The following is a 19,884-nucleotide window of genomic DNA, read 5'->3' as shown; positions in this document are numbered from 1 at the left end:
ATGGCGGTCTCAAGGGCCTCATCGCGGGCAAGCCTTGCTCCTACACAGGAGCGCGGCAATCCAGAAAAATAGTTAGCGCGTCGAAACCGGGCGTTTTACCCACACTGGCGACAGGCTGCTGCCTTTACCGGTGACGTACAGCACAGCCGCTTCACCGCGTTCCAGGGCAACCGGTTTCACGTCGCCGACTTTGGTCGCGCCGTCGTACAGGGCCAGGCTGACTTTCACCGGGTTGATTTCACGCTCGCCACGGCCCTTGGCCGCGACCGACGGGATCACTTCGGTCTTGCCGTCAGCGGTTTTCAGGGTCAGGGCCTTGTCGCTCAGGTTCTGCACGCGGACCAGGGACTTCTGCTTGTTCTTGAACGGCGGCTCTTCGATCAGTTGCGGTGCGCCGCTGGCGTTGTTGACCAGGGTGTAATAGTGGTCACCGGCGAGTTTGACCGGCAGGGTCTGGCTGCCGACCTTGGCGCTGTAGTCGCCGCCCGGCATGAAGCTGAAGTCGCTGCTGGCCAGTGGCGCAACATCGCTCAGGTTGGTGGTGCCGACGGTGGCGCTGACTTCAGCATTACCGGCGTTGTAGACCCGCACGAAGGACGAGCCTTTCGGTGCGGTCGGGCCATAGAGTGCGGCGTCGCCAGCGAAGGCGGACATCGACAGGACGCTCATGCCAGCAACAAGAGCAAAAGTCTTCGCGAGACGGCGAGGAGTTGTAGTGAAAGTCATGGTAGTACCTCTCTCTTTCAGTTTTGCGCCCGGTCGGGCGTCTCGGATTTGGTGTTTGCGGCTACGTTTTGTTGGCGCACGCCAGCTTCTTTGAGCTCTGCGACCCACTGCGGGTCGGCGTCACCGATTTCGTTGTTCACAGGCAGATAACGTTCAGGAAACTCCCAGATCAGCACCTGTGGCGGGCTGTTCTTGAAAGCATCGCTTTTGAGGTAGCTGAGCATCGGCAGAATCGGGCCGTGGCCGTCTTCGGCGTAATTGACTACGTCGCTTTTCAGCGCTTGCTTCAGCGCGCCGACGAAGTTCCAGTTCGGGTTGGCGCTGTAGCTGGTGCCGATCAGGGCCACCGGCACTTCGTTGTTGGCGAACAAAGCGTCGTCAGCGGCAGGCTGGTCGTCAGCCGCCACGGTGTTGCGTTTCTGCAGCGGCTCGGTGGCCGGCATCAGGTTTTCGAACAGCGGATCCAGCGGCAGGAACAGTCGCAGATCGCCCTTGTGGGTGACTTTTTCCGCCGGTGTCGTGACGAAGTTTTGCGGTTCGCCGCTGAGCGGGGTTTTCGCGGCAATGGTCTTGGCCAGGGTTTCGGCGGCGATTTGCGCGCCTTCCGGGGTCCAGTGGGTGTCGGTGCGCAGGAACACTTGCTCACCCGCAAGCTTGGCCTGATTGAACGGGCCGAGCAGGTCGGGAGCGAGGATCTTGTCCGCCGCTACACGAGCGTGGAAGTCCTGGTACAGATTGGCGTGGATGCTGGCCGGTTTCACTTCACCCAGGTGTTCCGGGTACAGGCGAACCTTGGCCGGCACGATCGCCATCACCAGCTTCACGCCTTTGGCTTTCAACTGTTGGCGCACGCCTTCGACCAGCGCGTAGTTGCCTTGCAGGTTCAGCTCTTCGTTGACGATCGGGTTGAATTCTTCATCGCTGTACAACCATTGATCGCGACCGAGCACCACGCCCGGACGGCCTTCGTTGAACAGTTTGAAATCCAGCGCGGCCCAGAGGTTGGTGCCCAGGCGCTTGATCGGGAACTCGGCGTCGTAGTGCGTCTCCACGGCTTTGGTCCAGCGGCCGTTGAGCACCGTGGTTTCGGCACTGGTGCTGAAACCGAAGAAGCTGCGCGTGGACCACAGGCCCAGGACCAACAGGGTCACCAGGAACAGGGCGATGTAGAGGATGCGTAATGAGCGGGTCATGGTCAGATCCCTCAGAACTGGAAGTAAAGGAACGGCGAGAAGCTTTGCGCCGAGAGTTTGAAAATCGAGGCGATGAACAACACCAGCACCAGCGTGCGCATCACGTAACGCGACCAGTCCGCCGTCCAGTAAGCCGGTTGCACAGTGGCTTCAACGCCAACGGTGTAGCCCGGTTCGTGGATGCTGCCCGGGTTGTCGCCCGGTACGGCTTTGATCATTCCAGGGGTCGCGGTGGCCGGGCCATCGGCCTCGACGTTCACCACTGGCTTGGTTTTTTCTGGCGGCAGGTTGGTGTAGAAGTCACGAATGCCGAAGAACGCCAGGGTCATGTAAGCCACCACCAGGGTCGCCACTTGCAGGCCGGTGAGGCTGGCCTGGTTGAGTTCCGACAGCGACCATTCGCCGAAGCTGAACATCGCGCCGTACATGCGACCGGCCACGTGCAGGTTTTCCGAGCGGAAGATTACCCAGCCCATCACCACCAACAGGAACGTCAGTGCCCAGCGGATCGGGTTGATGCTGCGTGGCGAGGTGTTCAGGCCCAACGCTTTTTCAATCGCCAGCCACATGCCGTGCCACGCACCCCAGACGATGTAGGTGATGTTCGCGCCGTGCCACAGACCACCGAGCAGCATGGTCAGGAACAGGTTGCGATAGGTCATCAACGTTCCTTTGCGGTTACCGCCGAGGGTGATGTACAGGTAGTCACGCAGCCAGGTGGACAGGCTGATGTGCCAGCGACGCCAGAACTCGGTGATCGACTGGCTGATGTACGGCTGCTTGAAGTTTTCCATGAAGCGGAAACCCATCATCAAGCCCAGGCCGATGGCCATGTCGCTGTAACCGGAGAAGTCGAAATACAGTTGCGCGGTGTAGGCCAGGGCGCCGAGCCAGGCATCGCCGGTTGTTGGCGCTTGCAAGGCGAAGCAATGGTCAGCCACCACTGCGAGGGTGTCGGCGATGAAGACCTTCTTGATGAAACCCTGCATGAACCGCGTGGCACCTTCGGAGAACTTGTCGAGGGTGTGGGTGCGGTTGTTGAACTGGTCGGCGAGGTCGCGGAAACGCAACACCGGGCCGGCAATCAAGTGCGGGAAGATCGCAACGAATGCAGCGAAGTCGATCAGGTTTCGGGTCGCCGGGGTATCACCGCGATAGACGTCGATGATGTAGCTGATGGACTCGAAGATGTAGAACGAGATCCCGATCGGCAACAGCACGTGGGTCAGGATGAACGGCGACAGACCGACCGACGTCATCATCGCGTTGATGCTGTCGACGCCGAAGTTGGCGTACTTGAAGTAGCCGAGGATGCACAGGTCGACGGCCACGCCCAGGAGCAACCAGCGTTGGGCTGGTTTGGTCCGAACGCCTGCCGCACCGACTTTGAGGCCGATCCAGTAGTTCCACAGCGTGACAGCGGCGAACAGCGCAAGGAAGTCCACGCGCCACCAGGCATAGAACACGTAACTGGCGATCAGCAGCAGCAGGTTGCGATAGCGAATCCCGCTCAAGTAATACATGCCGAGAAAGATCGGCAAGAACAAAAACAGGAACACATTGGACGAAAATACCATCCCGATCTCTCCATGTTTAACCAACAGTCAAGGGCCGCAGCCCCCCCAAACCCCCCACCGAAAAACGGGGGAATAACACTCAACTCAAATCTTGCGCTGACCCTGTAGGAGCGAGGCTTGCCCGCGAAGGCGGTGTGTCAGTCGACATCATTGGTGAATGTCAGACCGAATTCGCGGGCAAGCCTAGCTCCTACAGGGTTTTGCGTTTGGCTCTAGGAGCCTTTGTTGCCTTTTTCATTCGCCGGGTCGTAGACCTTGGTCAAGTCACCACCGAGGCGGAAGGTCTTGAACGGCTGCATCTCGTGCTTCTTCTCAAGCACATCCGGCGAGCAGGTGTAGAGCGAGCAGAACGGTTCGAGCCAGGCGAATTTCGAATCGACCTTGAGGTCGGTCATGTCCTGTTCCTTGCCGTTCTTCTTCTCGAACTCTTCCGGATCTTTCACCCCGGACAGCACGCGATCACCCAGGCGTTTCAGCGCGCCGTTGTTTTCCTGACGCAAATCCACACCGTTGACCAAGGCGAAACTGGCGATCATCGACAGTGGCGGCAGGGCGTAGTTGTGATAGGACAGGGCGCGTTGCTGGCGCTTGAGCTCGTTCGGCAGGAAGCCCTCGGCGTCAATCTGATTGGCGCCGACTTTGTATTCCTTCACCGACCAATCAAACAGGTCGCGACGGTTGGTGGCGATGGACGTTGCCATCACCGACCAGGCGGACCAGTACGAGTGGTTGTTGGTTTTGTCGAGCGGCAGGTTGTCCCAATCGCTGACCACCTGGTCGGCCATTTTGCTGAACCAGGCTTCGATCAACTGCGACTCTTGCTGGTGGTTGGCCAACGGATGCGAGTCGGAGAACTTCAGGCGAATGTACGACGACGCCATGCTGCCCAAGGCCCATTTGCGCATCGACTTGCCGGTGTGGTTGAAGTCCTTGGACATCAACGCATCGGCCTTGGCCCACGCGGTCAGCCAGTTGAGCGTGCATTCGAGTTGTTCCGGGCGACCGTCACGCATGTACTGCATTACGCGCTTGCTGGTGCCGCGTTCCAGTTTGGTGATGTCGGCGGTGGTGTCGCGGAAGGCTTTTTCCGACGCCACGTTCAGGGTCGAACGGGCCTTGTCGGAGCCTTCGTATTTGCTGCGAAATTGCAGGGCGCCGGTGTAGGGCGTCGGCATCGCATCACAGCCTTCGCTCTTGTCGCCGGTCTTCACTTTTTCAATCGGCGCGAAGTAGCCCTGGGGCGGACGCAATGGCGCGGCGGCCTGGGTGGCGCCGGCGAACATCGCCAACGTCAGCAGGGAGGGCGCGAGTAATCTTTTCAAAGTTCGGGTTTGCATGCAGGTCATAAGAGGGAGCCTCATTGTCCGGCCTGAGCGGTACGTTGCTCAGCACCAGAGAACACGTTGCGTTTGCAGATTTTCGCTTCGACTTTTTGTGGCGCGGCACCTGCTTCAGGGCCCTGGACTTCGACGGCCAGCAGATTCTGCGTGGCCCAGTCTTCGTCCGTGCGCAACTCAAAGGCGAAACGCCCGTCAGTGTCGGAGGTTTCCGGTTTTTCGATCTTGATGTCCTCGTGGCGACCGTTCATGTACCAGAGGGTGGCTTGCAGGACTTTCACCGACGTATCGGCGAACTGGATGTCGACCTGGTGACTGCCGTTTTGCAGGTTCAGGTTTTTGCTGTTGACCATTAATTCGTTTTTGCCCGGTTTCAATGTGGCGCTACCGGACATCTGTGCTTCCTTACCTTCGCAACCGTTGTCCAACAACGCCATCATCTGGCGGTAGATGGTTTCCTGGTCGAGGCGATAGAGCGGCGAGAATTCCCAGATGAGGATTTTCGGCGGCTTCTTCTGGAACTCGTCGCTGCCCAGGTACTGCAGCATCGAACCTTCCAGGCCACCGCCAGGGAATGCCACGTTGAGGATGTCGGCGCCGATGGCCTCTTCGAGGAAACCGGCGAAGTTGTAGTTCTTGCCACTGTGGCTGGTGCCGACCAGGGTGATCTCCGGATTGCCGGAGTCACTGAACAGATCGCCATCGGCCGCTTCGCCTTTTGGCTCCGTGGTGAACTGATCCATGTACTGGATCGCGTAGCTCGTGCCACAGAGTTGACCGGCCATGTTGTGTAATGTTCCGGTCTTGCCCATGCGACCCGACTTATGGCTCTCGAATTCGCGTTTCGGCACGTCGGCGAAGGCCGGCATTTGCTTGATTTGCTCACCGACGATTTTCGCCGTGCGCTGGGCGCCATACGGCGTCCAGTGTTGGTCGCCGCGGAAGTAGAAGTCGTGGGCGGGCAGGGTGTCGGGCAGCGACTCGTTGGTCAGCGGCGACAGGTCCGGCACGGTGTAGCCCATGGCGGCGAAACGGCCGAGCATGGTCTTGTAATTGCGCAGGGCCTTGTCGAAATCGTACTTGGCCTTGTCTTCCGGGTTGAGCTTGTTGCGGTTCACCAGGCCTCGGGTCGGCTGGTAGACGACGACCAGTTCCACGCCTTTACTCTTGAACGCATCGTGCAGTTCTTTCATGCGTTTGTAGCCGGCCGGGGAGGTATCGAACTCGGTGCGCAAGTCTTCTTGCGTACGGAACAACCAGTCGCCCTGGGCCTGCACCAGCGTGGTGAAGTTCTGCTGATACCGGGTGGTGTAATTCTTCGCGTCGTGGGCTTCCGGGCACAGGTTGCAGCACGGGTCGGCGGTGAACTTCGGCGCGGTTGCGCTAGCGGCGGCATCGTCGGCACGGGCCCCGGCGCTGGCCGCGAGAATGCCGGCGGTCAGGGCCGACAGGCTGAGTAATTTGATCAAGTGTGGGTGCATAAAATTATCCTCAGTCCTGCATTTCGGTCTGGCGTTCGACAGGGTCGATCAGCACGGCTTTCTGCTGGCGCACCAGCAGGTCGAGAATTTCATCCTGGCGCTCGCCAAGAATCCCGTTGAAGCTGATGCCACTGGATTTGGTCGGCGCGAGCATGGACACGCGGTACAACTCGACGCTCAGCGGCGAGTCAATGGCCAGCGGCCCGCTGCCATTGCCGGCCAGTTCACCGCCGACCACGATCAGCGACACCTGGGCGTCGAACGGGTCGAGCTTGATGTCTCGGTCGGTGTCGCTCAGGTCCTTGATGTGGCCGTAAACGCCGGTCAGGCCGTTGGCCATGGCGAGGTTTTCGTAGAGGCGAATGTTCACGCTGTTACGAATCCGGATGCCGTGGCGCTTGTTGCCCATCACCTTGTTGCCGTAGATCAGGTTGTCGGCACTCTCGTAGAGGGTGATGCCGTCGGTGTGGTTCTTGTAGATCTCGTTGTAGGCGATCAGGTTGTTCACGCTGTTACGGTCGATGACCAGCCCCGAGAGGTGGTTGTCGTAGCTGCGGTTGTTGAAGATGAAGCTGTCGTTGACCTCACGGGAAATGATGATCCCGTGCTTCTTCTTGGTCCCGTAGACGGTGTTGTCGGCGATGATCAGGCCATGCGACCGGTCATGCGGGTCAATGCCGTAGACGATGTTGTCTTTGTAGGTATTGCCCTTGACCACGAAGTCGCGGGTTTCGTAGCAGTAGAAGCCGTACCACATGTCCGAGAACTCGGAGCCGACGATCCAGCCGGTCGGTTCAGGGCGTTTGAGCACCTTGGCCATGTTCGGCGTGTACTGGGAAATACTCACGCCGTAGGACTTACTGTTGGCGTAGCCGAAACTGGCGATCTTGCTGTTCGCGATGTAGGTTTCGGTGCCGCCCCAGGACAGCAGGAACGGACGAAATTCTTTCGGCGTCTTGAACAGCGCCGGGCCGTTGTTCTTCTCGCTCCACCCAGTGATCTTGGTGTCGCGTACAAACAACTGGCCGTCGTTGACCAGGAACGAACCGGCCTCTTGGGACAGGCGCAGTTCCTGGGTCTGTTTGTCGATTTCGAGGATGCCCTTGCGACCGACCACGATCGGCAACTTCGCCAGGTACACGCCCGGCGAGGTTTCGCTGATGTACTTGGGTTCTTTCTTCGCCAGGTCCTTGAGGTTCATGTAGCCGTCGTCGACGAAGATCGCCTGCGGGATGCCGTGCTGACGCACCACCCACTCGGCCATCTTGTTGTCGCCGCCGATGAAGTCCTTCAAGGCGTCTTCCTGCATCATCCGGCGCACGCTGGCCTTGCCCGGTTTGCTGCGCACGATTTTCGCCGCGATGGCTTCGGCGGTGTAGCCGGACGTGTCCGGCAGCGTGGGCTTGGCCAGCTCCAGCGGCTCGGTCGGTGCGCTGCTGACGGTGTAGGTCTTGGCTTGTTGCAGCCCCTTGGCCAGGGTGGTCGGCTGGCCTTTTTGCGCAGGCGCCGTCGGCTCTGCACTGGCGAAGGCGACCGAGCTGGCCAGCAGCATCGCGCCGGCCAGCAAAGAGATCGAACCTCTCTTCGGATAGGTCATGTCGGGCACTCCTTTCGCGGCTCGCATCAGAAGCGCCAGATCACGTCGATGAACGCGCGGTGCATGTACGAATCGACTTCTTTGCCGTAGGCATCGCCGGGCTTGAACACACCGCCACGGAAACGCACCAGGGCCGAAGGCTCATCGATCGACTGGCTCAAAGCGGCAGGCAACAGCCCTTGCTTGAAGTACTTGGTGACCACCAGGTCCATTTCCTGACCGAGGTCTTTGTTGCCATCTTGCAGCGGCAGGGACGTGCTGGAGAGGATCGCGCCGGTGGCGTCGTCGGTGTTGTTCTCGACGGCGTTGATCCCGTTGCTGCCCACCGGCTTGCTGCCGTCCACGCGCCAGAACTTGTGGTACACGAGGCTGGCGTCGTATTCGTCGTTGAGCATCCACGAACCGAACAGGGTCGCGGTTTGCATGTTGTTCATTTCGCCACGGAAGGCTTCGCCGAAACGGTGCACCCGCGAGCGAGTACCGGTGTAGTTCGAGCGGTTGCTTTCCAGGCCGTTCTGTTGGTAATCGGCGCTGGCGCGGGCATAGGCTGCACCGACTTGCCATTGCGGATCGAGGCGCAGGCGCAAGCCGACATCGGTGGCCCAGCCGTTGAGGTCTTCACCGGTCTTGGCTTCGGTCGGGCGAGTGCCGTCGGCGTTGAGCGCGTTGACCGTATCGGTGTCGCCGCTCATACCGGTGATGCTGCCCCAGTAGTTGACGGTGTTGGTGTTGCGCCAGTTGTAGGCGTCGCTGTCGGCGGTGAGGCCGAGCCAGCTGATGTCACCGTTCTGTTTCTTGTCCAGCGAGTCGCCGGCCACACCCGGTTCCGGGTAGTCGAGCTTGCCGTCATCGTGGGTGTGATGACCACGGATGCCGACCCAGTTGCCCGGGGTCCACTGGTACGCGGCGTCGGCGTAGGCGTGCAGGCGATCCTTGTCTTTTGGCGCCAGCTCTTTCAAGTCGGTGCGGTATTCGCTGAAGCGTTCGGCGACACCGGCGTTGGCGCGCAACAGGGTGGTGTCGAAGGTCCAGTTCAGGGCTTCGATGTTGGTGTCGCGGAACTGGCCGTCGTCATTGCGCAGGCGCTGGCGACCGAGCTTGAGCATCTCGCCCGGGTAAGGCGTGAGGCCGCTGTAGCCGACCCAGAACTCACGCATGGCCAGGTAGTTTTTCTTCGACTTGCGATCACCGTTGTCGGTGGCCTGGTTGGTGTCGTCAGCCTGTTGCAGGGTGTCGGTTTCGATGATGTCGGTGGACGTCACCGCCTGACCCATCGCATAGGCGCTCCACGCGCCACGTTCGCCGTAGACCCATGGTCGCAGGTCGAGGCCCAGGCCGTTGACGTCGCCGCCCTTGGCGGTGCCGAGGTCGGCGTCGTCTTCGGACTGGCCGGTAATTTTCACTTCCAGACCGTAGTTCTTCGCATCGGTCATCGCGGCCAGGGTCGGGCACGACCACAGCAGGGCGAAGGTCAGGCCAATACCGGCCTGCACAAAGGGATTCAACTTCATAATTTTTCCTCGCCGTCTTCTTCTTGCAGGGCTTGCAGATCCAGCTTGTTCTGGCTCGAGGCGCCACGAACGGCCTGTTCTTGTTTCAACAGGCGTTGGGCCTCGGCGAGCTGGGCAGGCGGCAGTTGGGCTTCGAGTGTTGTCGCAAGCTCAGTGGCTTGCGGGGTGTCCTGAGCCTTGGCCAGCTGGCTGAAGACGTAAGCGTTGACCGGGTTGGGCTTGGTGCCCTTGCCTTGGGAAAACAGTTGGGCGATGGCGAAGTCGGCACTGTTCTGGCCGTTGCGCGCAGCGGTCAGCAGGTGATCCAGAGCCTTCTGGGAATAGACCTTGCCCAGGTAACCGCGGCGGTAGATCTGGCCGAGGTAGTAATCGGCGGCCACTTCACGGCCCACGGCTTTCTGGAAGTGTTCTTCGGCGACCTTGGCGTCGGCCGGCACCCATTTGCCTTCGTAGTAGAGCTTGCCCAGCAGCAGTTCGGCGCGGGGTTGGTCCGCGGCGCGACCGTTGTCCAGGTACTGCATCATTTTGTCGACGTCACCCAGTTCCGGGAAGTCGTAGAGCAGTTGCGCCAGGCTGACCCAGGAAGCGGGGTAGCCAGGGGCGATGTCTTCGAGCAGCGACTGCGCGGTTTTCTCGTCGGTCTTGCCCAGGGTTGCATCGCCCAGGACGCGAGCGACGCTGTCGACGCGTTGAGCGCTAACGGTGCCGCGAGTGTGAGCGGCTTGCATCTGTTTGATCAGCTCGGCGGTTTGCTCTGGCTTGGCTTGTTTCTGGTAAACCGTGGCCAGTTCGACGTAGCAGATGTCGGTGGTGTTCAGCGCCGCTTTGCAGATGCTTTCCACTTCGTCCAAGTGCTGGTCGTAAGTGCCCTGGGTGCGATAGAGCAGCACTTGGGCCAGGCCCGCTTCCGGCTTGCCTTCGGCGCGCCACTTGCTGATCTGCTGCTGGGCGTTGACGTTCGGGAAACTGTGCGGGTATTGCAGGTACAGCATGGCCAGCGGGATCAGGGTGTTGCCTTCGCCATTGGCCCCGGCTTTTTTCAACAGGCCTTCGGCTTCGTGCTGTTCGGCTTCGGTGGAACCGGGCTTGGCCACCAGCAGGCGACCGAGGCGAGCCTGGGCTCGCGGCGAGACGTCGACCGCGGCGCGGTAAGTCGCCTCGGCCTGTTTCATCTGCGCCGGGTCACGGCTGTCGACCTGGATATCGGCGAGGCCAACCTGTGCTTCGCTGTAGCCCAGGTCTGCCAGTTGCTGGTAGTTCTGCTGAGCCAGCGCGGTGTCGCCGCGCTTGAGCGCTTCGTTCGCCAGGCGTTGGTCGGGCAGGCCGGCGCAACCGGCCAGGGCAATTGCCATGGCCAGGGTCAGCGGGACCGGCAGGATTCTGAGTGGGCTCGTCACAGGCATGTCCTCTGCTTAAATACCGGCGGCCATGGCTTTGTCGATCAGCCAGTTCAGGTTCGGGCCACGATCGCTGTTCACTTCCACCGGGCGACCGGCGAAGGTGCTGCTCAGCGGCTCGTCAGGCTTGATCTGTACGCGGATGTCGGAAGACAGGTCGGCACTTTTCAGGCTGGTGCTGCTGACGATCTTGCCGGTGCGGATCTTGTCTTCGCCGGCGATTTCGAAGGTCACCGGTGCACCTGGACGCACATCGGCGAACTGGCGATAGGTGAAGCGCGCATCGATGTTGGCTTCGCTGTTACGCGGCACCAGGGTGAAGATCACGTCGCCCTTGCTGGCGTACTGACCGTTGGCGACCAGTTGCTGGGCCACGGTGCAATCGCACGGCGAAGTCAGGGTGCCGGTCATTTGTTTGCCGAACAGTTCTTCAACCTTGGCCGGTTGCAACTGGTCTTCGTCCAGATGGCCCTTGAGCACGTCGAGCATGCTGGTGCTGAAGGTCGCCAGCGGCGCGCCTTTGGCGGCGATGCCGTCGTCTTTGATCAGACTCTGCACGGTGCCATCGCGAGGCATGGTGATGTTCATGCCCGGGACGCTGACGATGCCGGCCTGGGCATGGCTGACGAAGTACATGCCGTACACCGACTTGAAAATGAAACCGAAGGCAGCGAGGCCGACCAGGAAAATCGCGAAGCTGAAGGTCACCGCACGCAAACGACCGAATGGGGTCATGCCGTGGCCGCCATCCTTGACCTTGCGCGCCTTGGTGAAGTTGTCGCGCTGCAGGGTCGCCAGTACTTCACCCATGCTGACGATGTCGCCGGACAGGTGGGAGGTGATCAAGTGACGCAGGGTCGAGATGTCTTGGGATTCCAGGTTCTGGAACTGGCAGCCGACACGCCCGGTCGGGCGATCGAAGGAGCGGATCTGCAACTCCACGTCCATGGCCAGGCCAAGGTTATCGATGACGAATTGCAGACGAGCCTTGTACACCTCGCCGATTTTCAGCGGCATTTGACCGGCGTTGAACGCCAGGCCGCCAGCGGACAGGTCGAGGACCCGGGCATCGACCGGAGTCCGGTCAGGGCCGAAGAACCGCAGCTTGGCCGGGATTTTCACTCGGGCGTGTTGGCGCTGGGCTTCAGATTCGTGCACTACGTTGGCGTTGACGGCGGTATTCATAGGGGCAATGTCCTGGTTAATTCAATAAGGGGGCGGTCAGACCATCATCAACAGCACGGCGACGAAAATGCTGCCGGCGGAGAAGGTCATGGTCCGAGACGACCAGGTGTTGAACCAACGTTGAAAGCTGGCGAGATCACGGGTCAATTTGGTGTCCTGGCGAGTCCAGGATTGTTGGTCGAGGCGGAAGAACACGTAGATCTTCACCAGCGCGCCGACGATCTGGTTGTAATAGAGAATCATCGGGTAGGCCGGGCCGATCCGGTGACCGGAGCACGACAGCAGCAGGGTCAGAATCAGGCGGGTGATGCCGATCCACAGCAGGTACGCGAGGATGAACGCGGCGCCGTACTTGAAGCTGGCGATGATCGCCACCGTCAGGCCGAGCAGGGAGGTCCACATCGACACACGCTGGTCGAACAGCACCACCGAGGTGAACAGACCAAGGCGTTTCATCCCCAGGCCCAGGGCGCGGGAGTTCTGGCGCAGGTTGTTGCCGTACCAGCGGAACATCAGTTTGCGGCTGGCTTTGATGAAGCTTTTTTCCGGCGGGTGTTCCACGGTGTGGATCGCCGCGTCGGGGACGTAGAAGGTGTCGTAGCCCAGGCGCATCAGGCTGAACCAGCTCGACTTGTCGTCACCGGTCAGGAACTTGAAGCGGCCCAGGCGCCAGTGTTGCAGCGAGTCGCTTTCCACGTCGGCGATGAAGTCCGGGTCGGTCACGACCGTGGCGCGGAACACCGACATCCGCCCGGTCATGGTCAGCACGCGCTTGGACAAAGCCATCGAGCACATGTTGATGTGGCGTTGGGCGAAACGCAGTTTGTGCCACTCGGCCATGACGTAGCCGCCGCGCACTTCGCAGAACTCGTTGGTGGTCAGGCCGCCGACGTTGCCGAACAGCTGGAACCACGGCACGGTCTTGAGCACGACGCCCGGAGCAAGCACGGTGTCGCCATCGATCACTGCAACCACGGCGCGCTCGTCCGGCAAGTGGCGGGAGATGGCGCGGAAGCCGTAGGCCAGGCCGTCGCGTTTGCCGGTGCCGGGAATGCGCACGAAGTCGAGCTTGACCCGGTCCGGCGGATTCATCCGGGACCAGAGGCTCTTGACCAGCTTCTCATCGGACATTTCCACGATGGAGCAGACCATGGTGGCCGGCAGGCCGCAGTCGATCGCTTCGCGAATCACCGAGGCGTAGACCTGGGCGGTGGTCAGCGCGTCGATACGGAAGCTGGTGACCATCAGGAACACGTGGGACGGGTCTGCCGCTTTACCCAGCTTGCGCACTTTGCGCCGCAGGTGCGGGTAGACCACGTACAGGAACAGCATGCCGCGCAGAAAGTGCGTGGCACCCATCGAGTAACGCCAGATCCCGATGAAACCGATCAGGAAAATGAAGTCCTTCGACTCGGAGTCGAACGTGGACGAAGGCAACGCCATGGCGATGCCCATCAATAAACTTAGGTAAAACAGCCAGCCGGCGGCCTGAAGTAGGCCGTGCTTTAGCCTGTGCATAATCGGAATCCTAAAGTCAGTTGAAAGCTTCAAGCCTCAAGCTGCAAGTGAAGAGCGCTTAACTTGCCGCTTGAAGCTTGTCGCTTATTGCTGCTTTACCAGCAGATCCCTTCGGTGCGACCGCTTACGCTGGTGGCTTGGGACATGAAGCCGACCAGGTCGATCACTTGCTTGCCGTGTGGAGCCTGTTCCGCCAGGGCGCGGAATTTCTCGTCACGGTTGCCGAGGATGATCACGTCGGAGTTGTTGATCACTTCGTCGAAGTCGGAGTTGAGCAGCGACGAAACGTGCGGGATCTTCGACTCGATGTAGTCCTTGTTCGCACCGTGGACACGGGCGTACTCGACGTTGCTGTCGTAGATGCTCAGGTCGTAACCCTTGCCGATCAGCATTTCCGCCAGGTCGACCAGCGGGCTTTCGCGCAGGTCATCGGTGCCGGCCTTGAAGCTCAGACCGAGCAGGGCGACTTTGCGTTTGTCGTGGCTGGAAACGATGTCGAAAGCGTTCTGCACTTGCGACACGTTGCTGCGCATCAGCGAGTTGAGCAGCGGCGCATCGACGTCCAGGGAACCGGCGCGGAAGGTCAGGGCACGCACGTCTTTCGGCAGGCAGGAACCGCCGAACGCGAAGCCTGGACGCATGTAGTACTGCGACAGGTTCAGGGTTTTGTCCTGGCAGACCACTTCCATCACTTCGCGACCGTCGACGCCGACCGCCTTGGCGATGTTGCCGATCTCGTTGGCGAAGGTCACTTTGGTGGCGTGCCACACGTTGCAGGTGTACTTGATCATCTCGGCAACGGCGATGTCCTTGCGGATGATCGGTGCGTCGAGTTCTTCGTACAGGGCTTGCAGCACGTCGCCGCTGGCCTTGTCGAATTCGCCGATGACGGTCATCGGTGGCAGGTCGTAGTCGGCGATCGCGGTGCTTTCACGCAGGAACTCAGGGTTGACCGCCACGCCGAAGTCGACGCCGGCTTTCTTGCCGGAGCAGTCTTCGAGAATCGGGATGACAACGTTTGCGACGGTGCCCGGCAATACGGTGCTGCGAACTACGATGGTGTGGCGGGTGGTCTTGTCGCGCAGGACAAAACCGATCTCGCGGCACACCGCTTCGATGTAGTTCAGTTCCAGGTCGCCGTTCTTCTTGCTCGGCGTACCGACGCAGATCATCGACAGGTCGGTGTCGCGAATCGCCTCGGCGAAGTTGGTCGTGCCGCGCAGTTTGCCCGTCTCGATGCCCTTCTGCAGAAGCTCGCCCAGACCCGGTTCAACGATCGGCGATTTGCCGGCGTTGATCATATCGATCTTGTCTTTGGCAACATCGACGCCAATGACGTCATGGCCACGTGCAGACAGGCAACCGGCACATACTGCACCGACGTAACCCAAACCAAATATGCTGATGCGCATCGCATTTACCTCTGTAATTATCAAGCCATTAGATGGCCGGAGTTAATGGTGTTCAGCGGTCGTAGTGCACTCGCAAGTGCAGCCTTACAGGCGCCACAATGCAGCGTGCAGGCATACTAAGTTCCGAGTGACTAAATAAGTGCACTCAAGATGTGCGCAACTAGGCCTTATTATTGTGATGTGCCCTGTTATGCATCCTGTGCCCTGTTAGCAGGGCCGTGGTGCAAAGGTCTTGCGCGCTCAATGCCAGGCGTGGGGCCCGTAAATCAAGCGGTTGGGTGCTCGGGTGGAGCACGTTTATAGGGGCGCTGCCTTGGCCGTATAGGGGATAGTAATGGTGCGTATCTCCTGTCCTATATGTGTTGCCCAAATAAGAGGTCATTAAGCGGAAGTTAGTGTGACAACTTGGCTACATGGTTCTCGTCTCTGCGTAAGTTATCTCCTACACGTTCAGGGAGAATCGTTACCGGTGGTATGAACGACGCATTTGGACATAGTTCCTGTCCGCCCATCGCGAATTCTGAAATTTCTTGAAATATTGAGAAAGATGGCACTGCTTTCAAACTGATAGCACTTACCGTTTGGCCCTTTATATATAGGGTAATTATCGAATCAGATGGGTAAGTGCCACCATTGTTAAAAAATGTCAGTGCCACTACTGAAAAAATTCATGATTGTCGAGTGAAACAAAAGTTAGAAATTGGTGTGATGTATTTTTGGCGCCAGTGAACTGACGAAACAGGCGGGGAATTGTTGGACGATCAGACGGCGTGCACGACCAGCGGTCGTGCGCCGAAAGTGTGCGTTACTCGGGAGCGTGGTCGCGCAGGAATACCAGATTGTCCGGTTTCGACTGCTCGGCACTGTAGCGATAACCCTGGACATCAAACTGCTTGAGGTCGGCCGGGTCGTTGATGCGCTCTTCGATGACGAAACGGCTCATCATCCCGCGAGCCTTCTTCGCGTAGAAGCTGATGATTTTGTACTGGCCGTTCTTCATGTCCTTGAAATCGGTATTGATGATGCGCGCGTTCAGGGCGTTGCGTTTGACCGCCGAGAAGTACTCGTTGGAGGCCAGGTTCAGCAGCACATCGTCGCCCTGATCGGCCAGCGCTTCGTTCAGCCATTCGCTGATTCGCGTGCCCCAGAAGGCGTACAGGTCCTTGCCGCGGGCATTGGCCAGTTTGGTGCCCATTTCCAGCCGATAAGGCTGCATCAGGTCCAGCGGGCGCAGCAGGCCGTAGAGGCCAGAGAGCATGCGCAAATGCTGCTGGGCGTAGTCGAAGTCGGCTTCGCTGAAGGTTTGCGCGTTCAGGCCGGTGTACACGTCGCCCTTGAAGGCCAGCAGTGCCTGCTTGGCGTTTTTCGGGGTGAACGCCGGGGTCCAGCTGCCGAAACGCGCGGCGTTGAGCCCGCCGATCTTGTCGGAGACGTGCATCAACTCGCTGATCTGCGCCGGCGTGAGGTCGCGCAGTTGCATGATCAGCTCCTGGGAATGGTCCAGGTATTGCGGCTGGGTGAAGCGCTGGGTGGCCGGCGGTGTTTCGTAATCGAGGGTCTTGGCGGGGGAAATCACCATCAGCATGAAGTCGTCTCCTTTAATCGTGCGGCGATTCTAGGGGGTTGCGCTTGATGACTCCAGCTATCAAGTCCATAGGTGATCGGTGGTTTGACTGGACGGGCTTTTGTGGCGAGGGAGCTTGCTCCCGCTGGAGCGCGAAGCGGTCGCAAGATTGCTGCACAGGTTTCACCTGAAGGAATGAGGTCGCGGGCTTTGGGTCTGCTTCGCAGCCCAGCGGGAGCAAGCTCCCTCGCCACAATGGGTTCAGTGCTGCTGCGGGAATGTCGGCGGGATCAGCTATAGTGCCGCGCGGGTTTTGTTATGGAGACATCCCATTGCGTATCGTTCTTTTATTCTCGGCCTGGCTCTTGAGTTTTGGCGCCCTGGCGGCGCCTGGCGACGTGGCGACGCTGGATCGCAGCACCTGGCCGGAACAACTCACCAGCCCGACCCTGTTCGACGTCGCCTCCCGGGCCGAAATCCTCATGTTTGCCCGGGTGCTGCTGGCCAGCGAGTCCCTGAATGAAGCGAGCCTGGCTCAGCGCCTGGGCCTGCGCACGATCAATCTGGACTCGATCAACGCCCTACGCGAGCGTATGTGGCAGCGCTTGCTGACCAACTACAACTTCGCCCAGCAGAGCTGCGACCAGGATGCGTCGTTCTGTTTCCTGGTCGAAGACCTGCCGACCCTGCGCGAGCAAGCGGCCAAGTTCGTGGTCAGCGACGACAGCTTCTATATCAAGTGGTCCGAGCCGAGCCGGTTATTCCACGCCCAGTACCTCGACGAGCAGTTGCGCAAGGCCGCGCTGTTTCCGCAAACCAGCAGTGAAGTCGATCGTTTTGGCGACTATGAGCGCAATGGCGACGAGATGCATGACCGGCTGTTTCTGCTGACCTTCGACAGCGCCGTCAATGCGGTGCCGGACAACACCGGGTGGGTGACCGAGTACCTGCGCAAGTCGAACATGAACGGCACGTTCTTCGTCCTCGGCAAGGACATCCAGGCGCGGCTGGCCGATCGTTCGGTGGCGAGCCTGCAAGCCATGTATTCACAGCAATGCCTCGGCGTGCAGGGCTGGGAGTTCCGCTCCCACAGCCATTGGCAGGACTGGCAGGACTCGGTGCGGCGCAGCGCCGACCTGGTCAAGAGCAAGCTCCCGGAGAACTACGTGCCGCTGTTCCGCCCGCCCGATGGTCAACGGCGTTCCGATGCCCAGGGCTTCTTCGAGTCCCAGGGTTTGCAGGTGGCTTTGTGGGACATCGATCCCCAGGACGGCGCCGGCAAGCTCAAGGGCCCACAAAGCGCACAACGGGTGCTGACCCTGATGCTGTTGTGGCGCCACGGCGTGATCAATTTCAATGTGAAGCAGGACGCGGTGAAAACGTCGATGCCCTGGCTGATCGCGCAAACGGCGCAAAGCGGGATCGGTTGGCAGGACTGTCAGGTGGCGTTTCGCTGAAAGCGTGAAAAGCCCGAAAACGTTGAGGCAGAGGGCAGGTTGGGGTGATTTTGGAAGGAATTTCGATGCAGGCGGACTTCCGACTTTAACGGCACAATGCCTGCACGCCAAGGGCTATTCGTCACTCTGAAAAATAAACTTCAAAAAAACGTCAAAGTGCTTTTTTCTGTCATGGGTTTTGGAGTATTACGAAGACAGACCGCCGAAACCTGCAACACAGGTGGCGTCTTCCAAGACCCATTTGTGAGCAGTTCACTTGAGTCCCAACAGGTGAATTCGGTGGCCACTTCGAGGCGCAGCACTGTCACGGTATTGCGTCGAATGGCTCCCACAAAGGTGACCGAGTATGGATGATCACGGACGTAGTTCTTCCTCCAACCAGCCAATCCTTTATGTACTCGATACCAACGTATTGATTCACGATCCAAACGCCCTGCTTAACTTCGAAGAACACCACGTTGCGATCCCGATGACCGTGCTTGAGGAGCTGGATAAGCTCAAGAGCGGGCATCACAGCGTTGCGGCCGAATGCCGTCAGGCGATCCGCCTGATCGACAAGACCCTGGGCGATGCCAGCCCGGAAGATGTCGAACTCGGTGTGCCGATCCAGCGCGGCAAGAGTGGGCCCAAGGGTTTGCTGTCAATTCTGATGAGCAAGCGCGCCGAGCCGAACATCATCTTGCCCGAGCACCTGAACGACAACATCATCATCAACCAGTTGATCGACCTGCACGCGCGCGAACCCAAACTGCCCGTGGTGCTGGTCACCAAAGACATCAACATGCGCCTCAAGGCCCGAGCGTGCGGGATCGCGGCCGAGGACTACAGCACCGACCAACTGGTCGACGACGTTTCGCTGCTGCCTAACGGCTACCACAACATGACCGGCTCCTTCTGGGACCTCGTGAGCAAGGTCGAAACCCGTCAGGACCACGGCCGCACCTGGCATCAGGTGAAGCTGATCGACAACCTGCCGGCAGTGCACATCAACGAATTCATCATCGACGAACAAGGGTTTGTCGGCTGGATCAAGGAAATCGAAGAGGACCGCCTGCTGATTCTCGACCTGCATCAGGAACCCCTGTTGCACCAGGAAGCCTGGGGCCTGAAACCGCGTGACATCTATCAGAGCCTGGCGCTCTACGCCTTACTCGATCCAGACATTCATTTGGTCAACCTGTCCGGCGCCGCCGGTTCCGGTAAAACCATCCTGGCCCTGGCCGCTGCCATCGAGCAGACCATGGTCAGCAAACGCTATCGCCGGATCATCGCGACGCGTAGCGTGCAGGGCCTGGACCAGGAGATCGGCTTCCTGCCCGGCACCGAAGCGGAAAAAATGGAGCCTTGGCTGGGCGCCATCACCGACAACCTCGAAGCCTTGCACATGGATGACGAAAACACCCATGGCAGCGTCGACTACATCCTCAGCAAAGTGCCGTTGCAGTTCAAATCCCTCAACTACATCCGGGGTCGCAGCTTCCAGCAGAGTCTGATTTTGATCGACGAATGCCAGAACCTCACGCCGCACCAGATGAAAACCATCATCACCCGTGCAGGCGCCGGTTCCAAAGTGGTGTGCCTGGGCAACCTGGCACAGATCGACACCCCTTACCTGTCCGCGACCAGCTCCGGGCTGACCTACCTGACTGAACGCTTCAAGGATTTCCCTAACGGTGTACACATCACCCTGCAAGGGGTGCCACGTTCGATTCTGGCGGAATACGCAGAGACTCATCTCTAAGCTGCAAGCTTTAAGCTGCAAGCTGCAAGCTTTAAGCTGCAAGCCGCAAGTTTCAGGCGAACCAAGTGAACCTCACTTAGCGCTTGAAGCTTGCGGCTTTTGGCTGCTTAAATGCTTTCCTCCATACCTGCAGCTACTGCGCTTTTCACTTGCCGCTCGTAGCTTGCCGCTTGTAGCTGCCTCAAGGA

14 protein-coding genes are annotated in these 19,884 nt (G+C 59.6%); 2 read left to right on the top strand and 12 right to left on the bottom strand.

From position 1 onward, the window contains the following. Positions 1–72: 72 nt before the first annotated feature. From ACZ89E_RS17570 to yaaA, 12 genes are all read right to left on the bottom strand, one after another. Entirely contained in the window at positions 73–726 is a 654-nt protein-coding gene (locus ACZ89E_RS17570) for an alginate O-acetyltransferase AlgF (RefSeq protein WP_149657506.1), read from the bottom strand. Between the two features lie 17 nt (positions 727–743). After that, positions 744–1,919: an alginate O-acetyltransferase gene (locus ACZ89E_RS17565; RefSeq protein ID WP_149657505.1), complete on the bottom strand. Its 1,176-nt coding sequence runs from the start codon at positions 1,917–1,919 to the stop codon at positions 744–746. A gap of 11 nt (positions 1,920–1,930) precedes the next feature. After that, complete coding sequence (locus tag ACZ89E_RS17560; RefSeq protein WP_149657504.1) at positions 1,931–3,496, bottom strand: MBOAT family O-acyltransferase; 1,566 nt, start codon at positions 3,494–3,496, stop codon at positions 1,931–1,933. Between the two features lie 212 nt (positions 3,497–3,708). Then, entirely contained in the window at positions 3,709–4,842 is a 1,134-nt protein-coding gene (locus ACZ89E_RS17555; protein WP_463259453.1) for a mannuronate-specific alginate lyase, read from the bottom strand. 11 nt (positions 4,843–4,853) lie between these two features. After that, a complete protein-coding gene (locus ACZ89E_RS17550; protein ID WP_463259454.1) occupies positions 4,854–6,314 on the bottom strand; it encodes an alginate O-acetyltransferase in 1,461 nt (486 codons plus the stop codon). Between the two features lie 10 nt (positions 6,315–6,324). Then, complete coding sequence (gene algG, locus ACZ89E_RS17545) at positions 6,325–7,911, bottom strand: mannuronan 5-epimerase AlgG (protein WP_463259455.1); 1,587 nt, start codon at positions 7,909–7,911, stop codon at positions 6,325–6,327. Between the two features lie 26 nt (positions 7,912–7,937). After that, on the bottom strand, positions 7,938–9,422 hold the full coding sequence (locus ACZ89E_RS17540) for an alginate export family protein (protein ID WP_476256137.1): 1,485 nt from the start codon (positions 9,420–9,422) through the stop codon (positions 7,938–7,940). After that, positions 9,419–10,825: an alginate biosynthesis TPR repeat lipoprotein AlgK gene (gene algK / locus ACZ89E_RS17535; RefSeq protein WP_149657499.1), complete on the bottom strand. Its 1,407-nt coding sequence runs from the start codon at positions 10,823–10,825 to the stop codon at positions 9,419–9,421. Before algK ends, ACZ89E_RS17540 begins: the two co-directional genes overlap by 4 nt. A gap of 9 nt (positions 10,826–10,834) precedes the next feature. After that, the gene (locus ACZ89E_RS17530; RefSeq protein WP_149657498.1) at positions 10,835–12,004 is read right to left on the bottom strand and encodes an alginate biosynthesis protein Alg44; all 1,170 of its coding nucleotides are present in this window, start codon (positions 12,002–12,004) and stop codon (positions 10,835–10,837) included. A gap of 36 nt (positions 12,005–12,040) precedes the next feature. Next, positions 12,041–13,522, bottom strand: coding sequence for a mannuronan synthase (alg8, locus tag ACZ89E_RS17525; RefSeq protein WP_476256136.1), 1,482 nt, complete (start codon positions 13,520–13,522; stop codon positions 12,041–12,043). Between the two features lie 95 nt (positions 13,523–13,617). Further along, entirely contained in the window at positions 13,618–14,934 is a 1,317-nt protein-coding gene (locus ACZ89E_RS17520; protein ID WP_133837121.1) for a nucleotide sugar dehydrogenase, read from the bottom strand. Between the two features lie 805 nt (positions 14,935–15,739). Continuing rightward, positions 15,740–16,519, bottom strand: a complete 780-nt coding sequence (gene yaaA, locus ACZ89E_RS17515) for a peroxide stress protein YaaA (RefSeq protein WP_476256135.1) — start codon at positions 16,517–16,519, stop codon at positions 15,740–15,742. A 311-nt stretch (positions 16,520–16,830) separates the two neighbouring features. On the opposite strand from yaaA, the gene ACZ89E_RS17510 reads away from it, so the two are divergent. Then, on the top strand, positions 16,831–17,955 hold the full coding sequence (locus tag ACZ89E_RS17510) for a polysaccharide deacetylase family protein (RefSeq protein ID WP_476256134.1): 1,125 nt from the start codon (positions 16,831–16,833) through the stop codon (positions 17,953–17,955). A 346-nt stretch (positions 17,956–18,301) separates the two neighbouring features. Further along, positions 18,302–19,696, top strand: coding sequence for a PhoH family protein (locus ACZ89E_RS17505; protein WP_054049712.1), 1,395 nt, complete (start codon positions 18,302–18,304; stop codon positions 19,694–19,696). Positions 19,697–19,884 lie beyond the last annotated feature (188 nt).

This window comes from Pseudomonas sp. TE3899 (genome assembly GCF_056279105.1).
This window is presented reverse-complemented; position numbering and strand designations above follow the sequence as displayed.

Coding starts and splice junctions, on each gene's coding strand:
- yaaA (WP_476256135.1), bottom strand. CDS start 16,519: ATGCTGATGGTGATTTCCCCCGCCAAGACCCTCGATTACGAAACACCG.
- alg8 (WP_476256136.1), bottom strand. CDS start 13,522: ATGCACAGGCTAAAGCACGGCCTACTTCAGGCCGCCGGCTGGCTGTTT.
- ACZ89E_RS17505 (WP_054049712.1), top strand. CDS start 18,302: ATGGATGATCACGGACGTAGTTCTTCCTCCAACCAGCCAATCCTTTAT.
- ACZ89E_RS17555 (WP_463259453.1), bottom strand. CDS start 4,842: ATGACCTGCATGCAAACCCGAACTTTGAAAAGATTACTCGCGCCCTCC.
- algK (WP_149657499.1), bottom strand. CDS start 10,825: ATGCCTGTGACGAGCCCACTCAGAATCCTGCCGGTCCCGCTGACCCTG.
- ACZ89E_RS17565 (WP_149657505.1), bottom strand. CDS start 1,919: ATGACCCGCTCATTACGCATCCTCTACATCGCCCTGTTCCTGGTGACC.
- ACZ89E_RS17570 (WP_149657506.1), bottom strand. CDS start 726: ATGACTTTCACTACAACTCCTCGCCGTCTCGCGAAGACTTTTGCTCTT.
- ACZ89E_RS17550 (WP_463259454.1), bottom strand. CDS start 6,314: ATGCACCCACACTTGATCAAATTACTCAGCCTGTCGGCCCTGACCGCC.
- ACZ89E_RS17540 (WP_476256137.1), bottom strand. CDS start 9,422: ATGAAGTTGAATCCCTTTGTGCAGGCCGGTATTGGCCTGACCTTCGCC.
- ACZ89E_RS17520 (WP_133837121.1), bottom strand. CDS start 14,934: ATGCGCATCAGCATATTTGGTTTGGGTTACGTCGGTGCAGTATGTGCC.
- ACZ89E_RS17560 (WP_149657504.1), bottom strand. CDS start 3,496: ATGGTATTTTCGTCCAATGTGTTCCTGTTTTTGTTCTTGCCGATCTTT.
- ACZ89E_RS17530 (WP_149657498.1), bottom strand. CDS start 12,004: ATGAATACCGCCGTCAACGCCAACGTAGTGCACGAATCTGAAGCCCAG.
- algG (WP_463259455.1), bottom strand. CDS start 7,911: ATGACCTATCCGAAGAGAGGTTCGATCTCTTTGCTGGCCGGCGCGATG.